Annotated in this window: 24 protein-coding genes; 7 read left to right on the top strand and 17 right to left on the bottom strand. The window is 56.1% G+C overall.

Features of this window, described 5'->3' with window-relative positions; genetic code table 11:
• Positions 1-11: 11 nt before the first annotated feature.
• The 5 genes from B2T33_RS15940 (at position 12) to B2T33_RS15920 (ending at position 4,883) form a co-directional block, all read left to right on the top strand.
• Positions 12-1,169: a TRAP transporter substrate-binding protein gene (locus B2T33_RS15940; protein ID WP_040823277.1), complete on the top strand. Its 1,158-nt coding sequence runs from the start codon at positions 12-14 to the stop codon at positions 1,167-1,169.
• Positions 1,170-1,267: 98 nt separating this feature from the next.
• Entirely contained in the window at positions 1,268-1,840 is a 573-nt protein-coding gene (locus tag B2T33_RS15935; RefSeq protein WP_008890025.1) for a TRAP transporter small permease subunit, read from the top strand.
• 71 nt (positions 1,841-1,911) lie between these two features.
• Positions 1,912-3,333, top strand: a complete 1,422-nt coding sequence (locus tag B2T33_RS15930) for a TRAP transporter large permease (RefSeq protein ID WP_286792566.1) — start codon at positions 1,912-1,914, stop codon at positions 3,331-3,333.
• 12 nt (positions 3,334-3,345) lie between these two features.
• Positions 3,346-4,698 (top strand): amidase, encoded by a 1,353-nt coding sequence (locus B2T33_RS15925; protein WP_197146736.1) that lies wholly within the window; start codon positions 3,346-3,348, stop codon positions 4,696-4,698.
• Positions 4,698-4,883 (top strand): hypothetical protein, encoded by a 186-nt coding sequence (locus B2T33_RS15920; protein ID WP_008890028.1) that lies wholly within the window; start codon positions 4,698-4,700, stop codon positions 4,881-4,883. The genes B2T33_RS15925 and B2T33_RS15920 overlap by 1 nt, the downstream gene beginning before the upstream one ends.
• Before the next feature lie 122 nt (positions 4,884-5,005).
• Here the strand turns inward: B2T33_RS15920 and B2T33_RS15915 are convergent, their stop codons facing one another.
• From B2T33_RS15915 to B2T33_RS15855, 13 genes are all read right to left on the bottom strand, one after another.
• Entirely contained in the window at positions 5,006-6,133 is a 1,128-nt protein-coding gene (locus B2T33_RS15915; RefSeq protein ID WP_286792564.1) for a sulfotransferase family protein, read from the bottom strand.
• Positions 6,130-6,885 (bottom strand): hypothetical protein, encoded by a 756-nt coding sequence (locus B2T33_RS15910; protein WP_286792563.1) that lies wholly within the window; start codon positions 6,883-6,885, stop codon positions 6,130-6,132. The genes B2T33_RS15915 and B2T33_RS15910 overlap by 4 nt, the downstream gene beginning before the upstream one ends.
• 37 nt (positions 6,886-6,922) lie before the next feature.
• Positions 6,923-7,228 carry a hypothetical protein gene (locus tag B2T33_RS15905; RefSeq protein WP_286792562.1) on the bottom strand — a complete coding sequence of 102 codons (306 nt, stop codon included), beginning with the start codon at positions 7,226-7,228 and terminating at the stop codon, positions 6,923-6,925.
• Positions 7,225-8,631, bottom strand: coding sequence for an arylsulfotransferase family protein (locus tag B2T33_RS15900; protein WP_286792561.1), 1,407 nt, complete (start codon positions 8,629-8,631; stop codon positions 7,225-7,227). The genes B2T33_RS15905 and B2T33_RS15900 overlap by 4 nt, the downstream gene beginning before the upstream one ends.
• 205 nt (positions 8,632-8,836) lie before the next feature.
• Complete coding sequence (locus B2T33_RS15895; RefSeq protein ID WP_286792559.1) at positions 8,837-9,328, bottom strand: Lrp/AsnC family transcriptional regulator; 492 nt, start codon at positions 9,326-9,328, stop codon at positions 8,837-8,839.
• Positions 9,329-9,330: 2 nt separating this feature from the next.
• The gene (gene doeB, locus B2T33_RS15890; RefSeq protein ID WP_286792558.1) at positions 9,331-10,329 is read right to left on the bottom strand and encodes a N(2)-acetyl-L-2,4-diaminobutanoate deacetylase DoeB; all 999 of its coding nucleotides are present in this window, start codon (positions 10,327-10,329) and stop codon (positions 9,331-9,333) included.
• Positions 10,330-10,450: 121 nt separating this feature from the next.
• A complete protein-coding gene (gene doeA, locus B2T33_RS15885) occupies positions 10,451-11,632 on the bottom strand; it encodes an ectoine hydrolase DoeA (RefSeq protein ID WP_063086986.1) in 1,182 nt (393 codons plus the stop codon).
• Between the two features lie 57 nt (positions 11,633-11,689).
• Positions 11,690-12,682: an ectoine utilization protein EutC gene (gene eutC, locus B2T33_RS15880; protein WP_197146740.1), complete on the bottom strand. Its 993-nt coding sequence runs from the start codon at positions 12,680-12,682 to the stop codon at positions 11,690-11,692.
• Positions 12,683-12,688: 6 nt separating this feature from the next.
• Complete coding sequence (eutB, locus tag B2T33_RS15875; protein WP_286792556.1) at positions 12,689-13,678, bottom strand: hydroxyectoine utilization dehydratase EutB; 990 nt, start codon at positions 13,676-13,678, stop codon at positions 12,689-12,691.
• A complete protein-coding gene (locus B2T33_RS15870) occupies positions 13,675-14,478 on the bottom strand; it encodes a maleate cis-trans isomerase family protein (RefSeq protein WP_197146742.1) in 804 nt (267 codons plus the stop codon). Before B2T33_RS15870 ends, eutB begins: the two co-directional genes overlap by 4 nt.
• A 104-nt stretch (positions 14,479-14,582) precedes the next feature.
• Positions 14,583-15,866 (bottom strand): TRAP transporter large permease, encoded by a 1,284-nt coding sequence (locus B2T33_RS15865; RefSeq protein WP_008890039.1) that lies wholly within the window; start codon positions 15,864-15,866, stop codon positions 14,583-14,585.
• Positions 15,867-15,880: 14 nt separating this feature from the next.
• The gene (locus tag B2T33_RS15860; RefSeq protein WP_064789014.1) at positions 15,881-16,465 is read right to left on the bottom strand and encodes a TRAP transporter small permease; all 585 of its coding nucleotides are present in this window, start codon (positions 16,463-16,465) and stop codon (positions 15,881-15,883) included.
• A gap of 154 nt (positions 16,466-16,619) precedes the next feature.
• Complete coding sequence (locus tag B2T33_RS15855; RefSeq protein ID WP_286792555.1) at positions 16,620-18,017, bottom strand: PLP-dependent aminotransferase family protein; 1,398 nt, start codon at positions 18,015-18,017, stop codon at positions 16,620-16,622.
• A gap of 227 nt (positions 18,018-18,244) precedes the next feature.
• Here B2T33_RS15855 and dctP point away from each other — a divergent pair, with 227 nt between their 5' ends.
• Together dctP and B2T33_RS15845 are read left to right on the top strand one after the other, a co-directional pair.
• Positions 18,245-19,264, top strand: a complete 1,020-nt coding sequence (dctP, locus tag B2T33_RS15850; RefSeq protein ID WP_008890042.1) for a TRAP transporter substrate-binding protein DctP — start codon at positions 18,245-18,247, stop codon at positions 19,262-19,264.
• A 187-nt stretch (positions 19,265-19,451) separates the two neighbouring features.
• Positions 19,452-19,877 (top strand): hypothetical protein, encoded by a 426-nt coding sequence (locus B2T33_RS15845; RefSeq protein ID WP_129542771.1) that lies wholly within the window; start codon positions 19,452-19,454, stop codon positions 19,875-19,877.
• 163 nt (positions 19,878-20,040) lie between these two features.
• Here B2T33_RS15845 and B2T33_RS15840 read toward each other — a convergent pair whose 3' ends face one another.
• The 4 genes from B2T33_RS15840 to B2T33_RS15825 all read right to left on the bottom strand — a co-directional run bounded on the left by B2T33_RS15840 (position 20,041) and on the right by B2T33_RS15825 (position 26,677).
• Positions 20,041-21,441 carry an aspartate aminotransferase family protein gene (locus B2T33_RS15840; protein ID WP_286792552.1) on the bottom strand — a complete coding sequence of 467 codons (1,401 nt, stop codon included), beginning with the start codon at positions 21,439-21,441 and terminating at the stop codon, positions 20,041-20,043.
• Positions 21,442-21,497: 56 nt separating this feature from the next.
• Entirely contained in the window at positions 21,498-22,985 is a 1,488-nt protein-coding gene (locus tag B2T33_RS15835; protein WP_286792551.1) for an NAD-dependent succinate-semialdehyde dehydrogenase, read from the bottom strand.
• 180 nt (positions 22,986-23,165) lie between these two features.
• Positions 23,166-23,411 carry a hypothetical protein gene (locus B2T33_RS15830; protein WP_286792550.1) on the bottom strand — a complete coding sequence of 82 codons (246 nt, stop codon included), beginning with the start codon at positions 23,409-23,411 and terminating at the stop codon, positions 23,166-23,168.
• Positions 23,412-23,485: 74 nt separating this feature from the next.
• Positions 23,486-26,677, bottom strand: coding sequence for an ABC transporter transmembrane domain-containing protein (locus tag B2T33_RS15825; protein WP_064782466.1), 3,192 nt, complete (start codon positions 26,675-26,677; stop codon positions 23,486-23,488).
• Positions 26,678-26,694 lie beyond the last annotated feature (17 nt).

Here is a 26,694-nt window from a genome sequence, read left to right as displayed (position 1 = left end):
GAAAAATGGAAATGAAAACCAAATCTGAAGACGTGAAGTCCAAGGAAGTATCCCGTCGTTCGTTCCTGACCAAAGGGGCGACCGGGGTTGTGGCGGGTGGTGCTGCAGCAACCGGGATGTTTGCCGCACCTGCTGTCCACGCGCAGCCAGCGCCGATGGTTCTTAAGATGCAGACTTCCTGGCCGTCATCCGACATCTGGATGACCTTTGCCCAGCAGTATGTTGATCGCGTTGAAGCCATGTCGGGTGGTCGTCTGAAAATCGACCTTCTGCCGGCGGGTGCTGTTGTTGCTGCCTTCCAGGTTCTTGATGGCGTCAATGACGGCGTGATTGATATCGCCCATTCCGTGCCGGTTTACTGGTACGGCAAGAACAAGGCGGCATCGCTGTTTGGTACCGGTCCGGTGTTTGGTGGTTCCGCAACCACCATGCTGAGCTGGTTCTATGCTGGCGGTGGTGAAGAGTTCTATCGCGAACTGACCCAGGATGTGATGGGTCTGGATGTGGTTGGTCTTCTTGGCTTCCCGATGCCGGCACAGCCGTTCGGCTGGTTCAAGGAGCAGGTCAACACCGTTGCCGATATCGAAGGCTTCAAATACCGCACGGTGGGTCTGGCAGCAGACCTTCTGCAGTCGATGGGCATGTCGGTCGCACAGCTTCCGGGCGGCGAGATTGTGCCGGCGATGGAACGTGGCGTGATCGACGCGTTCGAATTCAACAACCCGTCGTCTGACATGCGCTTTGGCGCACAGGATGTTGCGAAGAACTACTATCTGTCTTCGTACCATCAGGCATCGGAAAGCTTTGAGTTCCTGTTCAACAAATCCCTGATGGAAGACCTTGAGCCGGATCTGCAGGCGATCCTGCGTCACTCTGTCGAGGCGGCGTCGACTTCGAACACGGCGCTTGCGATGGACAACTATTCCTCGGATCTGCAGAAACTGCAGGATGAGGGCGTAGAAGTTCACCGGACCTCGAAAGAGATCCTGGCTGCACAGCTTGAAGCCTGGGACAAACTGATCCCGACACTTGAAGAAGATCCGTTCATGAAACGGGTTCTCGACAGCCAGCGTGCCTGGGTCGAACGTGTGACCTTCTATGAACTGATGAACTCGCCTGATTATCAGCTCGCTTATGAACACTACTTCCCGGGCAAACTGAAACTCTGATCCCTGTTTCGGATTTCAGTGTTTTGATGATCCTGACTGCTCCGTTGGCCTGATCTTTTGGCTGGCGGAGCAGTCAATACGCGAACGGACAGGATTTCATGATTGGATTTATTGAATTCGCGGACAAGCTTTCGGCCTGGTTTGGCAAGGCCTTTGGCTGGTTGATTATCCTCATGACGCTTGGCATGAGCTATGAGGTGGCATCGCGATACCTATTTAATGCGCCAACCACATGGTCGCTTGATGTGTCATTTATCATGTATGGCACATTGTTCATGATGGGTGGGGCCTATACCCTGTCTCGTGGCGGGCATGTCCGCGGCGATTTCCTTTATCGTCTGTGGAAACCCACAACCCAGGCCAAGGTGGATCTGGTTCTTTATATCTTCTTCTTCTTCCCGGGTGTGACCGCCCTGATCCTGTCGGGCTGGAAATATGCCGCCCGTTCATGGGGCTATGGGGAAGTAAGCGTGAACAGCCCGGCGGGTGTTCCGATCTTTCAATTCAAGGCAGTGATTGTCGCAGCCGGCATTCTTCTGTTCATCCAGGGCATCGCACAGGTGATGCGCTGCATTTTGTGTATCCGTGAAGGGTACTGGCGCAATGCCGATGATGATGTTCAGGAAACCGAAGAATTGCTGATGAAGCAAAAAGTGGCCAAGGAAGACTGATCCCATGACGATCAAGATCAACCAGAACGCTGAGCCATACGCGATACACGCCCCCGAACGGAGCAGCCAACGTGATTGACGCACATGTCGCCCTGATGATGCTGGGCATCTTTATTATACTGGTATTCCTCGGTTTCCCGGTTGCCTTTACCCTGATGGCGCTTGGCATCGGGTTTGGATATTACGCTTATTTCGATGCAGGCCGCATGTGGCGGGCCTTTAACCGGCTGGCTGAGGACAGCGAAACCCTGACCTCGGTGATAACGTGGTTCGAAGGGGCGTTTAACAACCGAATATTCGATTTGTTCATCAACCAGACATACACGGTGATGTCGAACGAAGTTCTGACCGCCGTGCCGTTGTTCCTGTTTATGGGCTATATCGTTGAACGCGCCAATATCGTGAACCGGCTGTTTGGCACCCTTAATATTGCGGCGCGTAATATTCCCGGATCGCTTGGTGTTGCCGCTCTGATTACCTGTGCGCTGTTTGCAACCGCAACCGGCATTGTCGGTGCGGTAGTGACACTCATGGGGATGCTGGCGCTGCCTGCGATGCTTAAGGCGCGCTATGACAAAAGCTTTGCGTCGGGCATCATTTGTGCTGGCGGTACGCTGGGCATTCTGATCCCGCCGTCGATCATGCTGATTGTTTATGCCGCGGCGTCGGGTGTTTCGATCGTGCGGCTTTATGCCGGTGCGCTGTTGCCGGGCCTGACCCTTGTTGGTTTGTATCTTTTGTACGTCATGGGGCGTGCAATGTTGCAGCCAAAGGCAGCACCGCGTCCGACCAGCGATGAAATTCCGGAAGTGCCGTTGCCGAAAGTTCTTTGGATGCTGGCGACATCGTTCTTCCCGCTGGCCTTCCTGATTTTGGCGGTTCTGGGATCGATCCTGTTTGGTCTTGCGACCCCGACCGAGGCGGCATCGATCGGTGCGCTTGGCGGGATGTTGCTGGCGGCGGCCTATCGGGCGCTGACCTTTGATCGCCTGCGCGAATCGGTTTATCTGACGGTGCGGACTTCGGCGATGGTGTGCTGGCTGTTTGTTGGGTCCTATACGTTCTCGTCGGTGTTCTCTTATCTTGGTGGTGAACATGTGATTGCCGAGTTTGTCGGTGGTCTGGACCTGACACCGCTTCAGTTCCTGTTGCTCGCGCAGTTGATCATCTTCCTTCTGGGCTGGCCGCTGGAATGGTCGGAGATCATCATCATCTTCGTTCCGATCTTCCTGCCGCTTCTGCCGCTGTTTGATATCGATCCGCTGTTCTTTGGTATTCTGGTGGCGCTGAACCTGCAGACCTCGTTCCTGACCCCGCCCATGGCGATGTCGGCCTATTACCTTAAGGGGGTGGCGCCCAGCGGGATATTGTTGACCGATATCTTCAAGGGGATCATGCCATTCCTGTTCATGGTGATTGTCAGCATGGTTCTGATGTACGCCTTCCCGCAAATCGTGTTCCATTTGCCAGATCTGTTCTATGGCGCACGTTAAGGGAGGGATGAGATGAGTAATATCAACCCGCTACTGACACTTGAAGTTGTCGAACTGCGCGACCGCCTTGCCAGCGGGGCGGTGCGCGCGGTCGAATATGTCGAAGCCTGCCTGGCGCGCATTGCCGAGATCGAGCCACAGGTTCAGGCATGGGCATGGCTTGATAGCGATCATGCGATTGCCCAGGCCCGTGCCCTTGATGCGCGGCGTCAATCCGGTGCGCCGATTGGTCCGTTGCACGGGCTTCCTGTCGGCCTTAAAGACGTGATTGATACCGCCAAGATCCCGACTGAAAACGGCACCGTCCTTGATAAGGGGCGGGTGCCGGAAGAAGACGCGGTTCTGGTATCACGGCTTAAGGCAGCCGGTGCCATCATTATGGGCAAGACGGTTTCGACCGAGCTTGCCTTTATGCATCCGTCCAAAACGCGCAACCCGCATAACCCGGATCATACACCCGGTGGATCATCGGCCGGGTCGGCAGCGGCGGTGGCAGCAGCCATGGTGCCGCTTGCCGTGGGGACGCAAACCGGTGGATCGGTTATTCGACCGGCATCGTTTTGCGGGGTTGTCGGGTTCAAGCCGACCTTTGGTGCGATTGCCCGGACCGGCGTTCTCAGCCAAAGCCCGAGCCTTGATACAATTGGTGTTTTCGCCAATTCGATCACCGGGGCGGCGATGGTGGCCGAAAGCCTGTTTGGATATGACGCAGGGGACCCGGCAACAGAACCGAGCCCGACACCAAGACTGGTCGATATCGCCAAAAGCGATCCTTTGGTCACGCCGATGTTTGCCTTTGTCCGTCCGCCGCAATTTGACGAGGTCGCGGACAAGGAAACCATCATGGCGTTTCGCGAAATTACCGAAATGCTGGGCGATCAATGTTTCGAGGCCCCGTTGCCCAAGGCATTTGAAGATGCAAATGCCCTGCGGGCCCGGATCAACTTTGCCGAAATGGCCAAGGATTATTACGGTTATGAAAAGCGTGGCCGTGATCACCTGTCGCCGGAAATCCTCGAGGCCATCGACAAGGGCAATGACGTCAAGGCGCGCGATTATCTGGCGGCCCTTGACTGGCGCAAGGTCCTGAATGCCGGGCTAGACGAAGTGTTCAATCGCTGTGATGCGATCATCACGCCTGCGGCCACGGGCCCGGCACCGGCCAACCATCAGACCACCGGCAACCCGATCTTTAACGGGTTGTGGACGTTCTGCGGAACGCCTGCCGTGACCATCCCGCTTTTGTGGTCAGAAGGCGGGATGCCGATGGGCGTGCAGCTTGTTGGTCGCATTGGCGATGATGCGCGTTTGATGCGGACCGCCAACTGGTTGAAATCACATCTCAGCAGTCAGGAGAACGCATAATGGAAAACAGTCTTTTGAACCGTGCCATGGCACTTCTGTCCTTTGCTGTGCTTGTCGGATTTGTCGGCATTCTTGTGGGCTATGTCACCCGCTTTGACCTTGCGTTGATCGTAGCACTGACGGTGGGTCTTGCCGGGTGGGATATGTGGCATGTCGCCATGGGCAACAAGGAAGACAAACACTGATCTGACGGGGAGAACCCCTGAAGATGCAAGCAAACTTGCGGGACAGGATGATGATGATCCTGTCCCGCTTTTTTATTTGTCGGCGTTCGCGCGGGCCGGGTCAGGCGGTATCAGACAGATACCTATTCATAGCCAAAGCGTTTGGCGGCGATCTTTGTGATGTCGCGGATCAGGGCAATTTCAGCATCATCGAATTTCGGCCGGTAATAGTCCGGCGCATGGATGGTCGGCGCGACGCGATCAATCAGGGGCCCGGCATCATTCAGTTCGACATGGTCAAACAGGGATGCGAGTTGTTTGGCAGGGTCGGCGACCAGATCTTCATAGCGCACGACCAGTGTCGCCTTTGCCAGATCCTTGTTCACGATCATCCGGTCGGCCAGATAATGATGCAGGTTGGACCAGTACCGCGCCCAGCCTTCGATTTCATCGCCATTGGTCCAGAGCTTCATGATCGCGAAGGTTTCGTGCAAATCGCCGGTATTGATCGGGCGGCGGTCCAGCCCGAATTCGTAATGCCCGACGCGCTGCATATGGGCGATGGCGCGCGGGTTGTCGGCTTCGCCCGCGCAGAACAGTTTATGCTGTTTTATCAGGGATGCGATATGCCAAACCGGATCGCGCACCGGTAAGACAAACCGGGCATCGGGAAAAATCGACAGCAGATATTCCATGCGTGTGACCAGATAATTGGCCTTGGAAACATAACGTTGGCCACCCCGCACATGGATCAGTTTGCGAATGTGATCGCGGTAAAACTGTTCAAAGGCCGGGTTGCTGATATGGCCATCAAGAACGTTGCTTTTGCCGATTTCATGCAGATTGTTGAAAAAGGCCATCCAGATCATTTCCTCGAACGCTTCGGGGCTTTCGGGGGTGACATTGATGCCATCTGCATGGGTGCGTTCGACCGCGACATTTTTCTTGCCGGGTGCCAGATCGACAAAGCGGTTCCACAGCCAGGGCGTGAAAACAGGCGGGTAATCGCGATAGCGATGGGTTGCCGCATCCGCGTGACCGGCCAGTGTTTCGAGCAAAATGGTGCTGCCCGATCGGGCAAGGCCGGCGACAAAGATCGGCTTTTCGATCTTGATATCTTCGATGGCGTCGGCGGCCAGCTTGGTTTCGAAATTGCCCAGCCGGATCCAGTGTTGCGGGTGGCGCGATACCAGCCCGCTTAGCCAGTGATCCCAGCCAGAGACATGAAACGCATTGCTGTTTGATGCCTGTTTCGCGGTCGCATTGGTCATTCGATCCGAAACCCTTTCTTGATGGCAAGTGACCCCAGCAACAGGCTTACGAAGAATGTCAGTTCCCACCCGCGGGCCCAGTCCGGACCGGCAGATAGGATTTCCTGACTTTGCAGGGCAAAGCGAAGCTGTGTGACCGGGGTGTCATCGGGCAAATAACCTGCCGGATTGCCGATCAGGCTGTTCCACCAGACTTTGTGATGCATGACCGGAATGGGGGCTGCTGCCTCGACGATATGGCTGTGTCCTTCGATATGTCCGGGGATCTGGACAATCGGGCAGGCGCCGGTGACCGCATCAGGATTGCCGCCGATCTGTTCGATCTCGGTATCCTTGGGTTCTACATCGATCTGAACCGGTTCGCCGGGCGGCGGGCAGCTATATCCGTATTGCCCGTCCAGCCAGACAATCAGGGCAAGGGCGGGAAGGGATGCCACAACCGCCGGGCCAATGACAAAGCCGACCAGTTTGAAGGATTTGGCAAGCTGTGCCTTGGCAAGTTGCATGCCTTGTCCGAAATCCTCGCCGTCGTCATCGGACATGGCGCGCTGGGCTGCCTTGACTTCGGCCTTTACCTGCTTGATGCGGGTTTGCGGCGAGATCAGGCGATATAAAACCATGGAAACGCCCGCACAGATCAACGCCCAGATCAGCACCCGGCCAAATGGACCGATGGCCGTGGCCATCAGGTCATCAAGGGCGGCAAATGCCGGGGCGGGCCAATCAAATATTCCCATGGCAAATAGTCCCATGGCGGATCATCCGGTATGAGTTCATCTGCCTGCCCAATCAGGAATTTTGATGTTCTGAGGCGTTGGCGGTCGCAGGCTTTGCCGCGCGGTTGGCCTTGCGTTTGCGCATCATCTTGCGAAGCGGCCACATCAAAACAAAACCGACTGCAACGACGATTGCCGCCAAAACCGCCCACAAGGCGGATAGCAGGCTAAGTCCGGCACCCGGCCCGACATAAGCCTGGGCGGGAAAGGCAATCAGCATCATCGCGCCCGCAAGCGTTACAGTGCCAATGGTCAGAAACGTCTGGGATTTGTTGGCTTTAGATGCCGGAATTATCGAGCTGTTCATTTGCGGTTTCATTGTGCTTCTCCTGCGTTGGAGGTGCCTGTATTTGAGGCGGGGGCGGTAGTGCGAAACAGGTCGGCACGCGCATCGCTGATGCGTTCGGCCTGTGAAACGACGGGGACGAGTTTCTTGCCGGGATTGTCGGGATCATCGCGGCGGATCGGGTTGTGGAATTCCCAAACGATTTCGCCGCTGTCAGTGACTTCCAGCAGACGACCGCCACTTGATTCCGTAATCAGTGTATTGCCATTGGCCAGACGTTGCTGATCAGCGCGAATGTTGCTGTCAAACTTCTGATCGGCGTTGCCCTTGTATTGCCAGGTGATGGCATTTGTCTGCGGATCGATTTGCAGAATGCGCGAGAACCCGGCATCGGGATCGGCAAACTGTCCCTGATTATCGAACAAAAGGATTTCGCCATTGGGCAGAACATCCGGGTCATGTTGGCCCAGCCACGGCCCACGGGTGGCCCAGGTGATCTTTTCGGCATCCATATCCAGCACGGCAATGATGCCAAGATCGCGGAAGGACAGAACAACATCACCCGCCTTGCCATAGGCAAAGTTGGCGGCCGTTTTGTCGTCGATCAACTGGATCGTGTTGGTATGAAGGATGTCTTCATTGGCGAAATAGGGGGCGAAATCAACCATGTTGGCATAGTTGGACTTGATCAACGCATCAAGGATCGAGACGCGCTTGATCTCCTTGCCGTCAGGCGACAGGATCACGGCAAAATCATCAAGGCGCGGCGGCCTGAGTTGTTTGCGGTTGGGATAGGTGTTGAAGCGGAATTCCTGTGTCAGCGCATAGACACGGCCATCATCAGCGATGGAAAAATCATGATGCGCGGTGCCAAGATATTTCCAGATCGGTTTTGAATTGCGATCAATCTTGGCCATGCCATAGCCATAGGGCGTGTCACCAGCCGCGGTATATTGGACAATCAGATTGCCATCCGGCGCCATCTTGGCCGTATGCCAATGCATGAATTCATCTTTTTGCGGATTGGGGATCGGCGATGTTTCATCGTGAATGGCGCTGAACGGCATCCGCCATTCATGGACAATGTTGCCATCCATATCGATCAGAACCGCATGCGGCCCATCGCCCGATGAATAAAGTGTCAGGCCATCCTGTGCCTTGTCCTGGTCGTGGATGGTGACACCGACTTCATCGGTGCGGGCCGGTGACCAGAAATCAAGCCGTTCGACATCGGTATATTTGGTACGTTGTTCCCAAAGTGCTGTTCCGGCACGCCAGGCATTTTTCAGAGATTGGTAGGGCGGGACTTCCGCCAGTACCACAAACGCGCCAAGCCCAAAGCTGATCGCGGCAATTCCGATCACAGAAGCTGTGAGAAACAGGCGATCACCGGTATTGGTGGTGTTGGACTCTTCGTATTGACCAGTATCAGGCACGCATAACCTCCGTGTATTTTGACAGAAAGGTTACGCAGACGTGCGGGCAAATTTACGGCGATTTTATCGGTAATTACGGCGAATTGGTCCGCAATTAGCCGCGAATTCGCCTTAAACGTTAATTGTTAATATGAACAATCATACCGTTTTTTCGGAGCGCGGACGCAGACGGGGCAGGAATGCGATCCTGCCCACTGGTCCGGTTTTATTTGCGTTCGGGGGGCTCGACCAGATTTTCAATCGGGGTGATTGAGGTGGTTTTGACCTTTTTGGTGACGATATAGGTGAAATAGCGGTCGATCCCGATATTGGACACCAAAAGCTGGTCGATCAGGCGTTGATAGGCATCAACGTCATGACACAGCACCTTGAGCATGTAATCCACCCCGCCGCCAAGCGCATAGCATTCGACGATTTCGGGGATGTCTTGCACGGCGCGTTCGAAAATCTGGAAATCATCATGCTGGTGATGACGCAGGGTGACTTCGGTCAGGACCAGTGTCGGTTTGACCAGTTTTTCCAGATTGATATGGGCGTGATACCCCGAAATAACCCCAAGGTCTTCGAGGCGTTTAAGCCGTTCCCAGCACGGGCTTGGCGAAAGGTTCACCGCCTCGGCCAGTTTGACCTTGGTGATGCGCCCTTCGCGTTGCAGGGTTTTGAGGATTTTCAGATCGAGCTCATCAAGCCGGACCATGGTCAGAGTACCTCGGCAATCACAATCAAACAGTCACCCGTTTTGATCAGGCCCTGGAAATGGCGGCACGAAACGATGCCCGCGCGTGGGGCATAATATTCGCGCGGCGGGGTGCCGGTGCGTTCGACATCATAAATACGCGCGATCAGATCGCCTTCCTTGACCATGTCGCCCAGATCAACACACGGCTCATACAGGCCGGATGCCTCGGATGCGACAAAGCAACGGTCATCTGGCATATCAAGCATGGTTGTTCCGGTCGGGCTCGGTTCAATTTCACCCTTGAGGATACCGGCATGAATAAGGATGTTGCGCACACCACGGTCCGCAATCGCGACACGTTCGGCCGTGGTTGAACCGCCGCCACCCAGTTCGGTGGTGACAAAGGTTTTGCCAGCTTCTTCGACCACGGTGTCAAACATGCCAACCGCATCAAGTTCGAGCATCATCATCGAATAGGGCGCACCGAATGCCTTCATGGCCGCGACACAGCGTGCTTCCTGTTCCTTGTCGGGCAGGACGTGGGCGGCTGCGAACGGGATGAAATCAAGCGTCTTGCCGCCGGAATGGATATCAAGAACGATATCGGCCTCGGGCACGAGATAACGGAAGATATAATCGGCGATCTTTTGGGTGACCGTGCCATCGGGTTTGCCCGGGAAGGAGCGGTTCATGTTGCCCGCATCAATCGGGGATGTCCGCGATGCACTGCGAAATGCCGGATAGTTCATGGCCGGCAGAATGATCACCCGACCGGTTATTTCACCAGCGGAGAGGGATTCTGCCAGTTTGAACAGCGATACAAGGCCTTCATATTCGTCGCCATGGTTGCCGCCGGTCAGAAGGGCGGTGGGGCCATTGCCATTGCGGACCACGGTGATCGGGATCATCACGGCCCCCCACGCGGAATCATCACGCGAATAGGGAAGCTTTAAAAAACCGTGGTGAATGCCATCCTGATCAAGCGGGATCGTCGGGCTGATGGGCGATGGTTTTGTCATGGTCGTATCCTTAAAAAGCCTGACTTCGCGACCGTCGTCGTCAGGCTGTGGCGTCGGGTCGCGCACACCATGACCCGCGCAAATGTCGCGATGTCATGGCGTGCGGAACGGTTTTTCAGGGTCAGTTTTTGACAAACAGCTGTCGTGGATAGCTGGTCAGGGTTTTTGACCCGGTTTCGGTGATCATCATGCTTTCGGTGATCTCGATCCCCCAGTCATCGAACCACAGGCCCGGCATGAAGTGGAAGGTCATGCCCGGTTCAAGAACCGTGCGGTCACCGGGACGCAGGCTCATGGTGCGTTCGCCCCAGTCCGGCGGATAGGAAAGCCCGATCGGATAGCCACAGCGGCTGTCTTTTTCGATGCCGAATTTCTGCAAGACCCCAAAGAAGGCAATCGCGATGTCTTCGCAGACATTGCCCGGTTTGGCGGCTTCAAGCCCGGCCTGAAGGCCTTCGATCAGGGCGCTTTCAGCATCAAGGAAACGTTGATCGGGTTCACCAAGGAAAATCGTTCGCGACAGCGGCGCATGATAGCGGCGGTAACAGCCGGCAATTTCAAAGAAAGTCCCGGCATTGCCCGGAACGGGTTTTTCATCCCAGGTCAGATGCGGCGCACCGGCATCTGCGCCCGATGGCAGAAGCGGTACAATCGCCGGATAGTCGCCCCCAATGCCGTCAACACCGGCGATCCCGGTACGGAAGATTTCCGCGACCAGTTCGTTCTTTTTCATGCCCGGTTCGACGATCTCGAAGATGCGTTCATGCATGTTTTCAACAATGCGGGCGGCTTGCCGCATATAGAAAATCTCGGTCTCGGATTTGACCGCGCGCTGCCAGTTCACAAGGGCCGTGGCATCGGAAAACTTGGCATTTGGCAGATGGGTCTGGAGTTGCAGGAAGGCCTTGGCGGAGAAATAGTAGTTGTCCATTTCCACACCAATGCGGCGCGATGCCCAGCCGCGATATTCGATCACCTCGGCAAGGTAGTCCATCGGGTGATGGGTGGTCGATTGCACATAGTAATCCGCATAGGGAATGATGCGGTCATGCGGCATATAGACCGTGCGTTTTGCCCCGTTGGCATCCTGCGAACGCCCGAACCAGATCGGGTCGTCTTCGATTGGAACCAGTACGCATTGATGGACATAGAACGACCAGCCGTCATAGCCGGTTAGCCAGGCCATATTTGACGGATCGGTCACGATCAAAAGATCGAGCCCCTTTTCCACCATGGCTTTTTTGGTTTTCTCCAGGCGCTCGGCATATTCCTCACGCGTGAAATTCAATTCTACCTGGCTCATCGCAGGCCTCCAGATAAAGGCGGGGTTTCAGCTACCTGACCCATTTTCCTTTTGTTGTTACGAGATGACCTCGGTTCCGGCAGATGCTGCTTCGCAGCGGCTGCGGGCGAGGGTGGCGATTGCGGTGTCTTGCACACCGGTTCCGGTCAAATCACAGACCGTAGTCTGACCCGCACTTGTCCTGCCGGTCAAGGATTGGGCAATGATTTGGCCGAGTTCGGGGAATGTCGCGTCAGAGGACACCACACCGGCATCAATGGCGTGATGCAGTTCGCCAAGAATGCGTGTCTGTGCCTGACTGTCGCTGACATAAAGGTCGGCCTGCCCGATCAGGGCAGGATCAATTTCGTTTTTGTGTTCGGCATCGGACCCCATCGCGGTCACATGCGTTCCGGGTTTGACCCAATCGGCCATCAGAACCGGTTCGCGTGCAGGGGTCGTTGTGACGATGATGTCCGCCGTGCTTGCGGCGTCCTTGCCATCGGTCGTCGCGGTAACCGGAATGCCCAGTTCAAGCGATGCCTTTTTCGCGCACGCCTCGGCCTTGGTGATGTCGCGTGCCCAGATCGTCGCCGAGGTGATATCGCGCACGAGTGTCAGTGCCTTAAGCTGCAAGTGGGCCTGCACGCCGGCACCAAAGATGGCGGCATGTTTGGCGTCTTCGCGGGCCAGATGTTTGGCCGCCACGCCACCAGCGGCCGCGGTGCGCACATCGGTCAGATAGCCGTTATCAAGCAAGACGGCCTCCAGCAGGCCGGTTTTGGATGAAAACAGGTTCATCAATCCGTTGACCGATGGCAGGCCGAGTTTGGGATTGTCAAAGAAGCCCGGGCTGATTTTGATGGCGAAGCTGTCGATGCCCGGCACATAGGCGGTTTTGACATCGACCTCGCCATTAAACTCATCGATATCCAGACGCAGGATCGGCGGCATGCGGACGTCTTTCGTGGCAAGCGCCTTGAACGCACCTTCGACACAGTTGATGGCATCCATATCGAGATCAATGACCTTGCGCAGGTCTGTTTCGGTCAGAATTCTGATTGTCGGCATGGTTTGTTACTCCGCCATCAGGTCGACGTCTTCGCCGCCAACAATGCGTTTGTGCAGGTCCATGTCGATATTGCACCCCGTCGTCAGCACCACGGTGCGGCCGGGATTGTCGACCAGACCGGCACGCAGGGCGGCAATGCCCACGGCACCGGCCCCTTCGACAACTTGTTGGTCATCATGGTAGGCCGCACGGATGCCATCGGCGATCTGGGCTTCGTTGACCAGAACGAAATCGTCGGTCAGATCGCCGCACATATCGAACGTGTACTGGTTGTTTTCACCAATGCCACCGCCGAGGCTGTCGGCCAGTGTCGGCAATTCCTTGACCGACGTCGGTTTGCCTTCCTGAAGGCTTGTGATCATGGCACAGCCACGTTCCATAGTAATGCCAACAACCCGGATCATCGGATTGACCGATTTGGCGACCAGGGCCACACCGGCCAGCAACCCGCCGCCCGACAGGGGAACCAGCAAGGTATCCACGTCGGGAAGGGCTTCGACGATTTCAAGGCCAAGGGTGCCTTGGCCGGCAATGACATCGGCATGGTCAAAGGGCGGCAGCATGATCATGCCATCCTGTTCGACCAGCCGGTCGACTTCGCGCTGGGCTTCGTCCTGTGACTGGCCAATGATGCGGACTTCGGCACCGAGTGCCCGGATGCCATCAACCTTGTTTTGCGGCACCAGTTCGGACATGCAAATGATCGATCGCACCCCGGCATTGCGCGCGGCAAAGGCCAGTGCACGACCATAGTTGCCTGTTGATACGCCAACGACACCCTTGGCCTTTTCCTCGTCACGGAGGCGCAGCACCGCGTTGGCGGCACCGCGCAGCTTGAAGCTGCCGGTATATTGTTGTTGTTCGCATTTCAGCCAGACGGGGCTTCCGATGCGATCAGACAGGGCGGCGGACGGGCGCAAGGGTGTGTGGATCACATGACCCGCAATGGTTTTGCGGGCAGAAAGAACATCAGCAAATGTGATGGGGTCTTTCATGGGACCTCGACTTGGTTCGTTGGTTGCGGGGCATGATCAAACAGGGTTCCGAACCCTGTGATCGGATTTTTGTACCCAATCAGGTTCAAGGCATGCCAGATCAGGGCCTGATTGCTGGTGATGACCGGCTTTTTGAGACGGTGTTCGGCCTCAGCAATGATTTCAGCCGACCGGATCGCGGTGCAGGAAATAAACACCGCATCGGCATCAGGCGTGTCGACCTTAAGGGCACCTTCCAGCAGTGCCTTGGGCGGCAGGGCGGTCATGTCAAAGTCGTTATCAAGACCAAAGCCCATCACACGGGTAACATCAAACCCACGTTCTTGAAAACCGTCGGCAACCGACTGGGTTACATCGGCAAGATACGGGGTCAGGATGGCAATTTTTTGTGCACCGACCGCACGCAGGGCCAATTCACTGGCCAAAAGCGGATTGGTGACCTTGGTGCCGGGCATGCCTTGATTGATCAGTTCGGCGATTTTGTCCGACCCGGTCACGGCGGTGCCAGACGTGCAGCCGAAAATGGCAACATCAACGCCATATCCCGGCAACAGCGTTTTGGCCGCGCGTGGCAGGTCAGCCGCCATCGATTGCAGGTTTGCGACCGTGACCGGGTTGGCGTTTTCGATGCGCGTGGTGAACAGGCGCACGTCGCCTGGCAGGATGGCGCGCAGGTCATCCTCGCTATTAAAGTCTGTTGCCAGCGTGATCAGGCCAATCCGCCCTGCCGGTCCGACCGGATCAGGGGAATAGGGCACGTCTGCCGGCTCTGGCGTAACCGCACGGGATACGGAAATCATCCTGAACTCCAGAAGCGGGTCGTCCCGATTTAATCAGGACGACCCAGTTTCAAATTTTCAAATATGCTTCCGGTCGCAGCCGGAATTTACGGGCCAGAACTTGATCAGCGGAAGGCAAGCTCTGGCAGGAACAGGGCGATCTGCGGAACAAAGATCAGGATCACGGCCGCAAGCAGCAGCATGATGATGAAGGGCGGTGTTCCACTGATCACCTCGGCATAAGGTCGCCTGAAGATTGCGATGGCTGTAAAGATGTCACACCCGAACGGTGGCGTGGCAGAGCCAATGGCAACCTGAAGCGTCACCAGCGTACCGACAAGCACCGGGTCCAGCCCCGCCGCGTTGACAAGCGGCATGAAGATCGGGGTCAGAACCAGAATGACAACAATCGGGTCAACGAACATGCAGCCGATAAAGAAGGCAATGCAGATCGCGGCCAGAATGACATAGGAGTTCGCCCCTTCAAGCCCCAATGCGCCAATCACGTGTTGCGGGATCTGGGCAAAGGAAATCACGAACGAGAATGTCGTGCCTGCACCGACCAGAATGAACACGACCGCCGTGATCAGACCGGTTGAACGGGCAATCGCCAGCAACTCGGACCATTTGACCGACTTGAAGATCAGCACTTCAAGGATGATGGCATAGACGACCGCAACAGCCGCAACCTCGGTCGGGCTGACCCAGCCCAGATAAATGCCACCGACGATCAGAACCGGGAACATGATGGCCGGACCGGCATTGATTACGGCCTTGCCGCGTTCAGCCCAGGTCATGCGCGGGATGGTCGGGATGTCGTTCTTTTTGGCGTAGTACATGCAGTACAGCGAGAACATGATCAGAATGAGAATGCCCGGGCCGATACCAGCCAGGAACAGTTCGCCGATCGAGACTTTGCCAACCACACCAAACACGATCATGCCAATCGATGGCGGGATCAGAAACGCGATGTCACTGGCATTGATGATCAGCGCCATGGCGAATTTGTCTTCGTAGCCGGCCTTGAGCATCTTGGGACGCAGCGGACCGCCCATGGCAACCACGGTGGCCTGTGTCGAGCCCGACACCGCACCAAACATGGTGCAACCAAGCGCGGTGGTAACCGCAAGGCCACCGCGCACATGGCCGACAAAGGTCATGGCAAGGTCAATCAGCCGGTTGGCCGTATGGCCCTTTGTCACGATATCGGCGGCAAAGATAAACATCGGCACCGCGATCAGGGCGACCGGCGAGATGCCCGTGACCATCTGCTGTATGAGGATGCGTTCGGGAATGGGCATGTAAAACAGGAAGGCAACCACGCTGGCGGTTGCAAGCGGCACCATCATCGGGAAGCCCAGCACCAGAAGCCCCAGCATCACCAGAAGGATTGTTGTTCCTAAATCCATTTTTCCATTCCCCCTTACAGATGATGCTCGTCGGCGTCGTCAAACGTATCCTCGACCTGATAGGACAGGTGCGTCCCCGGTTTGAGGATGTTGGTCAACGCTGCCAGAACAAACTGGATGCCGGTTACGCACAGGCCAAACGGCACGATCAGAACGGTCAGGTAATAGGGGATGCGCAAGGCCGGGGTCAGCCGGTTCGATGTGATCAGCGACGAAACATAATCAACCGAATACCAGGCCAGAAGGAACAGCAAAGAGGCCGTGCCAAGCGTAATGAAGATCATCATGACCTTGCTGGCGCGCGGGCCGAGCATATCGGTAAAGGCCGACATGCGGATATGGCGCCCCATGCGGGCGGCCTCGCTGATGCCGACAAATGTCACAAGAATGATCAGAAACTGATTGAGCTCTTCGGAAAAGAAGATGCTCGAACTGAACCCCAGGCGCATGATCACATTGGCGACGGTGTTCACCGCCATGATGATGATGCTCCATCCGAGGAGCTGTCGTTCGACGACGGACAAGCCGTGGTCGAGTTTTCTTAAAATCCCCAACGCCCCGCCACTCGGAGCGGGGGCCTCCCCGTTTGCACCTGACATAGAACCTCCTTGATGCGTGTGCGAGACATTTTTGTGGAACGCTGTGTGCGGATGTTGGTTCCCTCCCACACGGATTGTCGTTCGCTTCACGCCGGTTCAGTCAGAATAAAAACGCTTTGTGATGGTTCAATCAGATTTTTGTCATGACACAAAATCAATACATCACGTCGAAGGCGTGAACGCCGGGCATCTGATCCATGGTATGGCGAATTTGCATCAGGGCATGCTGAACCGTTGGCGTATCCGGGGCGCCGCCAAGACAGATCCGCATGGCGTTTGGCCTGGGGACCTTGACGGTCATGAACGGGTCGGAAATCGTGACAGCTACGCCGTTTTTGCGCAGTTCGGAGGCAAACCATTCTTCCTGCCAATGTTCGGGAATGCGCACCCAGGCCGACAGCGATGTCGGGTGATGGCGCACAACCGCATCGCCGAGAATATCGGCCACCAGTGCCTGGCGTTCGCGCATCAGCGCACGTTGGACGGTTACCGCCTGATCGACGGTGCCATCGGCAATCCAGCGTGCGCCGATCTCTGCCATCAATGGAGTCCCCATCCATCCGGTGACGCGTAAAACGCTGCTGGCACGAATCGACAAATGCGCGGGAACAGCCAGAAAGCCGGTTCGAAGGCCCGGCATGACCGCCTTGGTCAGGCTTGAGACATGAAAGCCAAGCTTGGGCAAAAAGCTTGTGATTGGCGGCAGGTTTTCTTCGAGCAGCGGGCGATAGACATCGTCCTCGATGACGTAGACGCCGTAATGTTCGGCAATTTCGGCGATGCGTTTGCGCCGTTCCAACCCCATCAGGCAGTTGGTCGGGTTGGTAAAGATCGGGGTGACGACAAGGGCCCGGATTTGACGCGTGCGGCATTCTTGCTCAAACGCATCGGGCAGGATGCCTTCATCATCGGTCGGCAGCGCGCCCAGCTTGAAGCGCAGGATGCTGGCCGAGCCGATCACGCCGTGATCGGTCAGGCTTTCGGTCAGGACGACGTCATCGGGCTGAATGACGGTTGAAAGGGCGGTAAAGACGCCTTGTGCCGCGCCATTGGTAATCAGAAGGTTGGGGATTTCAACATCGACCCCCATGCCGGAAAGCCAGTTGCGTCCGATGTCGCGGTGATAATCAAACCCGGCAACCGGCCGGCAGCTTTCCATCCAGCCGTGGTGGGGTTCTTCGGCCAGTTTGGCGTGCATTTGGCGCGACAGGTCATTGTGAAAATCGGTATAGGCCGCACGCACAATCGAAAGATCAACCAGATCGGGTTGGCGACTATCGAGGATAAAGGACGATGCCCGGTCGGTCAGGCGGGCCTGCACGAAGGTGCCGCGGCGTCGTTCGGAGCGCAAATAGCCCTGTCGTTCGACTTCCTTGTAGGCGGCGCTTACGGTCTGGACGCTGACTTTCAGGCGATAGGCCAGTTCACGGTGTGTTGGCATGCGGACATCGTGGCGCAATCTGCCTGATTCAATATCGGTAATGATTGCTTCGACCAGTGCCTTGTATTTCGGGCCTGTTTCGCCGCTGAGGTCGATGTCAGGTAACCACATGATTGTCTTTCCACCCTGATGTTTTGGCCAGCGTAACATGGCGGACCTGTTCTGTGTAGGTGTTCAGACTAATTTGTCATGAGACAAAACTAACATTGACCTGATGTAGGAACATTTCAAAACTTTGGGCGTTCATCACAGTGATGTTGAAATTAAGCGTTCCGATCCGAGTGCCTTCACAAGCGTTGGCGCCGATCGTTGAGCGCGATAACACGGGAGACTTCGATATGAGTCTGAACAAACTCCTTAAAGCGACCCTATCGGCGGCTGCACTGTTTGCCGTCGCAGGGACCGCTGCCCACGCCGAGGAATGGAAATTCGCCCACGAAGAAAGCCCGGGTGATGTTCAGGACCTTTACGCTCAGGAATTCAAACGCCTGGTCGAAGAAAAGACCGATGGCGACGTAAATGTGACCATTTACACCTATGGCCAGCTTGGCACCGAGAACGACATTACCGAGCTGACCGCAGCCGGTGCTGTTCAGTTTTCGAACGCATCGCCGGGTCACCTGGGGACTTTCGTTCCGGAAATTCAGGTCTTTGGTGTTCCCTACCTGCTGTCGCAGGATAACGAGGTGAACAAGAAGGTTCTGTCTTCGAGCCCGACCATTTACGAAGGTCTGTCCAAGGACTTCGAGTCCAAGGGGCTGAAGCTTTATACCATGTACCCGGAAGGCGAAATGGTCTGGACCACCAAGAAACCGGTCGAAAAACCGGCTGATTTCGATGGTGTGAAATTCCGTGTCATGACCTCGCCGATCCTGATCGAAACTTATGAATCTTTCGGTGCTGATCCGGTCGCGCTGCCGTGGGGTGAAGTTTATTCCGGTCTTCAGACCAGCGTGATTGATGCACAGGTCAACCCGATCTTCTTCGTTGAAAGTGCCAAATTCTACGAAGTGACCGACCATCTGATCTATGCCGGTCAGCAGCAATACACCACCACCGTGGTTTCAAACGCGGCGTTCTATGACGGTCTGTCGGATGAACGCAAAGAGATGCTGGCGGAAGTAAAGGCCGAACTGGATGACTTCATCTATGAAGCCCAGAAAAAGGCCAATGACGAAGCCCTGGCACGCATCAAGGAAGCCAAGCCGGAAATCGAAGTGATCCGTCTGAATGACGAACAGCGTTCGGTCTTCAAGGAAGCTTCCAAAGGCGTTGGCGCAAGCCTTGTTGAGGAAGTCGGTGGTGACACCGAAGAAGTGCTGAACTCGCTTCGTGAAGAGTTTGGTACCGACATGTAATCGGGACTTCCCGATTTCATAAGATATCGCAAACCCCCGCAGGCGCTGCTTGCGGGGGTTTTTGTTTGTCTTGAACGGTCGGTCTGTGATCCCGGTGATGCTCACAACATCAGCGTTTCTGCGTCTCATACGTGCCCTTTCCGATAAGCGGACTGTGGTGATGAAACTGACGTGAAAGGAACTGGCTGTGAATATGCTCAACCTGCTTCAAACTGTCCGTGACGCGATCTTCCCGGCAATCATGTTTGCCGTGATGGCGCTCGGAACGCTTGTGTCGTCGCCAAAGGCGGAGGTTTACAATCCCAATGGCGTGCCGATCTCGTCGAGTGAATGGGCCGAAACATCCCCTGACTCAGCCAAGGTGACGGTAAAGGATGCGCTGAGTAATTCCGGAAATGCCACGGTTGTTGCCGGTGTGACCAATGCGGGTGCGGCACCTTATCTGAACCTGTTTGGTTCTGACGGTGCCGGTTCGATCTGGTGGCCGTCAGCAGATGGCGGCAATGCCGAGATCCAACTTCAGATCATAAATGCATCGGGCAGCGTCACCGCTGCTTGCACGGTGACGTCCAAGAAAGATACTGCCGGGAAGTTTGCGACGACCTGCCAGTAACCAAGGGTTTGCGCCCGGTGGCAGTGAGATCGTGGCAGTGAGATCACCGTCGCGTGGAAATAAAACGGGGGCCGGTCATGGGCCCGGCCCCTGTGCACCGCCGCGTCGGGAAGAAGGTTTGACGCGGCGGGTATTTGTGATGTCGCAGTGATATCAGTCTGGCTTATTTGCCAGCAGCAACTTCGTCTGCGACCGCATCAACAGCCTGTTTGGCGATGTCGATGACTTTGTCGACTTCGGCCTTGGTGATGCAAAGCGGCGGAGCAAAGCCAAGGATGTCACCGTGCGGCATGGCACGTGCAATCATGCCACGCTCAAGGCAGGCGGCTGATACGCGCGGACCGATTTTCGCATTCGGATCGAAACGTTCCTTCTTGGTTTTATCCGCGACAAACTCAAGTGCGGCCATCAGGCCAACGCCACGCGCCTCGCCAACCAGCGGATGGTTGTCAAAGGTTTCATGCATGCGCTGCTGGAAGTAGCCACCGGTTTCCGCCGAGTTGCCGGTCAGGTTTTCACCATCGACAATATCAAGGTTTGCGTTGGCAGCCGCCGCGCAAACAGGATGGGCGGAATAGGTCCAGCCATGGCCGATCGGGCCCATCTGATCGGAACCCTGTTCCAGCACTTTCCAAACGCGTTCGCCAATGATCACACCTGACAGCGGCAGGTAGCCAGATGAGACGCCCTTGGCAATCGTGATCAGGTCCGGCTTGATGCCATAGTGAAGCGATCCGAAATAGGACCCGGTACGGCCAAAGGCGGTTACGACTTCGTCGGCAACCAGCAGAACATCATACTTGTTCAGGACAGCCTGGATGGCTTCCCAATAGCCAACTGGTGGGGTAATGATGCCGCCCGTGCCCATGACCGGCTCGCCGATGAAGGCGGCAACGGTTTCCGGACCTTCGCGCAGGATCATTTTTTCCAGATCATTGGCGCAGCGTTTGGCGAACTCTGCCTCGGTTTCACCGGCCTCTGCATTCCAGTAATGGTGCGGGCAGGTGGTGTGCAGAATAGGTGCACGCGGCAGATCAAATGCGTTGTGGAAGGCAGCAAGGCCGGTCAGGCTGCCGGTCATGATGCCCGAGCCGTGATAGCCACGCCAACGCGAGATGATTTTCTTTTTCTGCGGCAGGCCGCGGATGTTGTTGTAGTACCAGATCAGTTTGATGTTGGTTTCGTTCGCGTCCGATCCGGACATGCCGTAATAGACGCGCTGCATGCCTTCGGGCGCGCTTTTGATGATGCGATCCGACAGACGAATGACCGGCTCGTTCCCGTGCCCGACATAGGTGTGGTAATAGGCCAGTTCCTTTGCCTGCGCATAGATCGCATCGGCAATTTCGGTGCGGCCATAACCAACGTTTACACAATACAGACCGGCGAACGCATCAAGGCTTTCGCGGCCTTCGGTGTCGTGGATATAGATGCCCTTGCCGCCATTGATGATGCGGTTGGGGGTTTCACCGGCGGCGTGCTGACGCATGTGGGTCGAGGGGTGCATGAAATGCGCCCGATCCATTTCCTGCAGGTCAGCAGTGGTGTTTTTGATGACATTCATTTGAATTCTCCCATGTGAATGCGGTTGATGTCTTTTGCGCGCACCAAGGTTAAAACCTAGGCTTTGTAAGCAGCGCAGACGTATTTCAGTTCGGTAAATTCTTCGAGGCCGTGGCGCGATCCTTCGCGGCCGAGGCCAGATTGCTTGACGCCGCCAAACGGGATCGGTGCACCGGTGATTTTCACGCAGTTCAGCGCAACCATGCCGTATTCAAGGGCGTTCGAAACACGTGCGGCACGGTCGTTGTCCTTGGTCAGCAGATAGGCGGCAAGGCCGTATTCGCTGTCATTGGCCTTGGCGACGACTTCGTCTTCGGTATCGAACGCCATGACGGGTGCCACCGGGCCGAAGGTTTCTTCGGAAAAGATCTTCATGTCTTCGGTGACATCGGCAAGCAGGGTCGGGGCAAAGAACAGCCCGCCCATTTTCTTGCCACCGGTCACAACACGGGCACCCTTGGCGCGCGCATCGGCAACATGTTCTTCGCATTTGGCAACCGCACGGTCATGCATCAGCGGCCCGATTTCGACATATTCCTCGATGCCGTTGCCAACCCGCAGATCGGCGATGGCCTTGGCATATTTATCAAGGAAGTCGTCATAGATGTCGCGCTGAACAAAGATGCGGTTGGCCGCCAGGCAGTCCTGACCACTGGTGGCGAATTTGGCGTTCACCGCGTGGGCAACTGCCTCGTCCAGGTCGACATCATCAAAGACGATGAACGGGGCATGGCCGCCGAGTTCCATCGACATTTTCTTGATCGTCTGAGCGCCTTGCGACAGCAGAAGGCGGCCAACCTCGGTCGAGCCGGTAAAGGACAGTGCGCGCACATCGTGATGACCGCACAGCTCGCCCACGACCGGGTTCGGATCGCCAGTAACGATGTTAAACACGCCCGCCGGGATGCCCGCACGTTCAGCCAGTTCGGCCAGTGCGGTTGCCGAAAACGGTGTTTCGGTGGCCGGACGGACGATCATGGTGCAACCGGCTGCCAGGGCGGCGGCGGCCTTGCGCGTGATCATCGCACACGGGAAGTTCCATGGTGTGACCGCAGCGGTGACGCCAATCGGCTCACGCTTGATGGTCATGTTGCGGCCCGGCAGGTGGGATGTGATGTTTTCAACATTCACCCGCTTGGCTTCTTCGGCGTAAAATTCGATGAAGCTTGCGGCGTAATCGATCTCGCCGCGGGCTTCGTTGATCGGCTTGCCCTGTTCAAGGGTCATCAGAAGGGCGAGGTCTTCCTTGTTTTCAATCAGAAGATCATGCCAGCGACGCAAAGCGGCACTGCGTTCCTGGGGCAGAAGGGCGGCCCATGCCGGGAAGGCTTCGCGGGCAGCCGCGATGGCCTTGCGGGTTTCGTGAACACCCATGTTCGGAACGGTGCCGATGAAGCTGCCATCGAACGGGTTGGTGACTTCGATCACCTGAAGGTTGTCAGCCGAGCACCAGCGACCATCAATATAGGCATGTTCGCGCAGCAAACGCAGATCGGAAAGCTGGCTGAGCGAAACGCAACGCTGTTCCTTTGATTGTGCCGTCATGGTGGCCTCCTTCCTTAAGCTTGGCGCGGTTTGCGCGAAGCATGTCATTGAACTGAGAGGAAGGTATCAACAGGCGATCAGAGGAGGTGACCGAACTCGGCGCCATTTGATGCGTTTTTTTTGGCGCGGAGTGGCAAAAAGCGAATGTTTTTTCTGCTGAGCGCCAAAACGCGCAGAAAATCAGTCTTCTGACTGATCGAGATATTTACGCATTTCGCGTTTCTGGCGGCGCTTTTCAATAAGGGTTCGGATGATGATGGCGGCAAAAAACAAGATCACGACGCTTGTCGTCATCGGGAAGGCGACCGGGATGCCAATGACAAAGGCCAGTGCGCCGATAACACTGCCGCCGACAAGGGCGATAAAGCCGCCCAGCATGATGACGCCAAGCAATACGGCAAGAAGTATGGAGGCGATTTTGTTCATAAGGCGCAGTTCATAAGGTCAGGCAAAAGAAGGATGGACGGAGCCCCATGGGGAAGCTCCGTCCGTTCGCTTTGTCAGTTCTTGTCGTTGTTGCGGTTGGTCAGCTGTTTGGTGGTTTGATCAAGCCGTTGGGCAAGAACACGGATCAACTGATTGGAAACAGCCTGGTCCTGTCGGACAAGACCAAGGAATTCGGTCTTGTCGAGTTTCAGAACCGTCATGTCTTCGACCGCACGGATGGTTGCCGAACGCGGTGCATCGACAAGCAGGGCGATTTCGCCAATGACTTCCTTGGCATGAACGTCACGCAATTTGAGCGTCTGGTGTTCATCGGTGGTCAGCCAGATTTCACCGCGCCCGGAAATGACGATAAAGGCGGCATCACCCGGATCCCCCTGTTTGACGAGAACCTCGCCGTGTTTGAAGGTCAGGCGCGGGCTGGTAAAGGCCAGCAGCTTGACGACACTGGGATCGAGGCCGGCGAATAGCGGGATCGTGCGCAGCAACCGGACTTCCTGATCGATGTCGCCTGCGGCCAGTGCGGCTGCGGCTTCGTCTTCGGTTTCTTCGGTTGTTGTTTCACTGTCATCGGCAACGCTTTTGCGTTTGACCAGTTTGCCGTTCGACATATAGAGCAAGGTATCGAATTTTTCGCCGGCATGGTCATCGTCATCGACCCAAACCAGACTGGTATGGTCACTTTCACCCGTCAGGTAGTTGATGATGCTTTCGCGGGTTTCGCGGTCCAGCGCCGAAAGACCTTCGTCGACGACCAGAAGGTCCGGGTTCTTGATCAGCGCACGGACAAGGGCGATTTTCTGACGCAATGTCTGGGACATGCGGCTGCCGCCAACGCCGACCTGGCTTTCAAGGCCAAGTGACACCAGTCCTTCGTAAAGGCCACCTTCATGGGCGATTTCAAACAGGACCTCGCCAACGCGTTCCTCGGAATTTGCACGGCCATAGGCAAAGCGACCAAACAGCAAGTTATCAAGGATCGGTGCTGCTGATGCGTAGCCATCCGCCTCGAAGAAGTCGATATAGCCTGCCAGATCATCGGGCATGTTTTCGCGGAACTTGGGCCGGGCCTGAAGAACAAGTTCGCGGAAATCATCATCGATCACGCGCAGGCGGTGGCGGGCCGGGGTCAGTTGCATGGCAACGTCGAGAAGACGCAACTGGTCCTCTTTGCGCATGTCATCGACACGCACACCGTCGGTGCGTTTCAGGATGTTTTTCACCTCGGGCATTTCATCGGCCGAGACAAAGCTGTAACGGTCAAAGAATTCATGCCCCGGGGGCAGGCCGGTAAACAGTTCGATCATCAGATCAAGCGTTTCACGCCCCATCTTGATCATCTTTTCATACAGGCCACTTTCGCGCAGGCTTTTCTGGATATAGGGATGCGACAGGAAGTCCATCCGCTTGAATTCGGTGCGCGATGGTGTGCCGAACAGGATGTTCACGCCGACCGGCGCGTTGTCGTTGTATTTGTCGAAATCATACGGTTCGACAAGGTCGGACAGCTGACGTTCGGCCAGAATTTCCTTAAGGCGCGGACGGACATCGAGTACCGATTGAACAAGGTTCGGGCGTTCTTCAGGGCTGATGCGGCGCAACAGGCCAATGCGATAAATATCACGATCAAGGCCGACCACCTCAAGCAGGCGCATCAGTTCCTTTTGCATGTCTTCGCGCGATTCAAATCCCGGTCCGACATAATCGATCCACTCGGCAGACGGATCATAGGGGATGTTGCCCGACATCTTGATCTCGTCATACATTTCGCGCGTCAGCTTCCAGGGCAGGTCGGCGGGATCGGCAAGTTCGACGACATCGACAAATTTGGGATCGGGATAGGCTTTGGCGTCCGCATCGCTGTCAGGTGCGGGATTATCGTTATCCTGTTCCAGAAGGACGGGGCGGTGTTTCAGGCCATAGAACAGGTTATCGGAAATACTGCCATTAAACAGATACGCATCTGCCCCGACATAGGCCAGACGTTGCCCGACCACCGCAGCCGGAAGGGTGGTGGCATCAAAATCGGCAAACTGAATGCGCCCGCCCGTCGGGGTCATGATGTGGGCAATCAGACGGGCAAGTTGCGATTTGCCACTGTCTGATGCGCCGGTCAAAAGGGCCTTGCCCGGCAATCCCATGTTAAACGAAACATTTTCCACCACACGGGTGCCGTCTTCATCCGTCCATGACAGGGCACTGACATCCAGCGGGCCGGCCAGTTTTGGCGAAACCGGTGCAATCAGTTCGTGTTCCGGTGCAAGATCAGGCAGCTCGAACTGTTCGTGCAGCTGTTCGTATTTGATGTTGGCATCGGCAAGGCGCTGATAATAGGCAAGAAGCTCTTTCCACGGTGCCGACATGTCCTTGTAGGCGGCAAGGGCCGCGACCAGCGCACCGAAGCTCAGGTCACCGGTAATCACCAGATAGCCACCGATGGAGTAGAAGAAGAACGGGGTGATCTGGGCGATGAAGTTATTGAGGAACTTGATGAAGAATTTGCGGAAATAGATTTCCTTGCGGATCTCGAAGATCCGGCCAAGTCGCTGGGTGAAGTGGGTCAGTTCGAACCCTTGTGTTTCATTGGCGCGGATATCGGTCGCACCACCAACCGTCTCGCCGATATGTTCGGACATGCGGCGCACGTTCTGAACGCGCTGTTTGCCAAGCAGGTTAACGCGGCGTTGCAGTTTCGGGATCAGATAGCCCTGCAACGGATAAAACGCGATCGCTGCCAGCCCCATCAAAGGGTCCTGAATAAAGATAAAGGCCGAAATCGTGATCAGAATGCCGCCCTGATAAAGCGGCAGGGCATAGGCCTCGCCAAAGAAGCCGCCGAGCGGTTCGGCTTCGGCGGTGATCATGGAAACGATTTCGCCCTGGCTGGTTTTGCGGAAATGCGGCAGTGGGAAGCGCAGAACACGATCAAAAAGCTCGTAGCGCATGCGACGCAGCATGCGTTCTGCCATCACGCCCTGATAGACGTTGATGAAGTATTTGAAGCCGCCATTAACGAAGACGAGGGCCAGAAAAATGCCCGAGAGGGCGAACAGATACTCGATCTGGGTCAGATCGATGCCAAGGATGTCATAGGGCGCACCGGCACCACCGATGGCCTCGTTGACGATCTGCTTGGGCAGATCAAGCGAGTAATAAAGAAACGGGAAAGAGGCCAGCGTGACCAATGTCAGCATGATCTGCTGGAGGCGGCTATGACGCCATATATAGGCAAAAACCGATTTGGGCATTCGCACGTCCCGTTTTG

It is taken from the genome of Thalassospira sp. UBA4513 (assembly GCF_002388495.1).
GTDB classification, from domain to species: domain Bacteria; phylum Pseudomonadota; class Alphaproteobacteria; order Rhodospirillales; family Thalassospiraceae; genus Thalassospira; species Thalassospira tepidiphila.
The sequence above is the reverse complement of the archived record's forward strand: the minus strand, read 5'-3'. Positions and strand labels throughout refer to the sequence as shown.

Coding starts and splice junctions, on each gene's coding strand:
- B2T33_RS15830 (WP_286792550.1), bottom strand. CDS start 23,411: ATGAACAAAATCGCCTCCATACTTCTTGCCGTATTGCTTGGCGTCATC.
- B2T33_RS15905 (WP_286792562.1), bottom strand. CDS start 7,228: ATGAAACCGCAAATGAACAGCTCGATAATTCCGGCATCTAAAGCCAAC.
- B2T33_RS15920 (WP_008890028.1), top strand. CDS start 4,698: ATGGAAAACAGTCTTTTGAACCGTGCCATGGCACTTCTGTCCTTTGCT.
- doeA (WP_063086986.1), bottom strand. CDS start 11,632: ATGAGCCAGGTAGAATTGAATTTCACGCGTGAGGAATATGCCGAGCGC.
- B2T33_RS15910 (WP_286792563.1), bottom strand. CDS start 6,885: ATGGGACTATTTGCCATGGGAATATTTGATTGGCCCGCCCCGGCATTT.
- B2T33_RS15895 (WP_286792559.1), bottom strand. CDS start 9,328: ATGGTCCGGCTTGATGAGCTCGATCTGAAAATCCTCAAAACCCTGCAA.
- B2T33_RS15925 (WP_197146736.1), top strand. CDS start 3,346: ATGAGTAATATCAACCCGCTACTGACACTTGAAGTTGTCGAACTGCGC.
- dctP (WP_008890042.1), top strand. CDS start 18,245: ATGAGTCTGAACAAACTCCTTAAAGCGACCCTATCGGCGGCTGCACTG.
- B2T33_RS15935 (WP_008890025.1), top strand. CDS start 1,268: ATGATTGGATTTATTGAATTCGCGGACAAGCTTTCGGCCTGGTTTGGC.
- B2T33_RS15865 (WP_008890039.1), bottom strand. CDS start 15,866: ATGGATTTAGGAACAACAATCCTTCTGGTGATGCTGGGGCTTCTGGTG.
- B2T33_RS15860 (WP_064789014.1), bottom strand. CDS start 16,465: ATGTCAGGTGCAAACGGGGAGGCCCCCGCTCCGAGTGGCGGGGCGTTG.
- doeB (WP_286792558.1), bottom strand. CDS start 10,329: ATGACAAAACCATCGCCCATCAGCCCGACGATCCCGCTTGATCAGGAT.
- B2T33_RS15915 (WP_286792564.1), bottom strand. CDS start 6,133: ATGACCAATGCGACCGCGAAACAGGCATCAAACAGCAATGCGTTTCAT.
- B2T33_RS15840 (WP_286792552.1), bottom strand. CDS start 21,441: ATGAATGTCATCAAAAACACCACTGCTGACCTGCAGGAAATGGATCGG.
- B2T33_RS15870 (WP_197146742.1), bottom strand. CDS start 14,478: ATGATTTCCGTATCCCGTGCGGTTACGCCAGAGCCGGCAGACGTGCCC.
- eutB (WP_286792556.1), bottom strand. CDS start 13,678: ATGAAAGACCCCATCACATTTGCTGATGTTCTTTCTGCCCGCAAAACC.
- B2T33_RS15940 (WP_040823277.1), top strand. CDS start 12: ATGAAAACCAAATCTGAAGACGTGAAGTCCAAGGAAGTATCCCGTCGT.
- B2T33_RS15825 (WP_064782466.1), bottom strand. CDS start 26,677: ATGCCCAAATCGGTTTTTGCCTATATATGGCGTCATAGCCGCCTCCAG.
- eutC (WP_197146740.1), bottom strand. CDS start 12,682: ATGCCGACAATCAGAATTCTGACCGAAACAGACCTGCGCAAGGTCATT.
- B2T33_RS15855 (WP_286792555.1), bottom strand. CDS start 18,017: ATGTGGTTACCTGACATCGACCTCAGCGGCGAAACAGGCCCGAAATAC.
- B2T33_RS15835 (WP_286792551.1), bottom strand. CDS start 22,985: ATGACGGCACAATCAAAGGAACAGCGTTGCGTTTCGCTCAGCCAGCTT.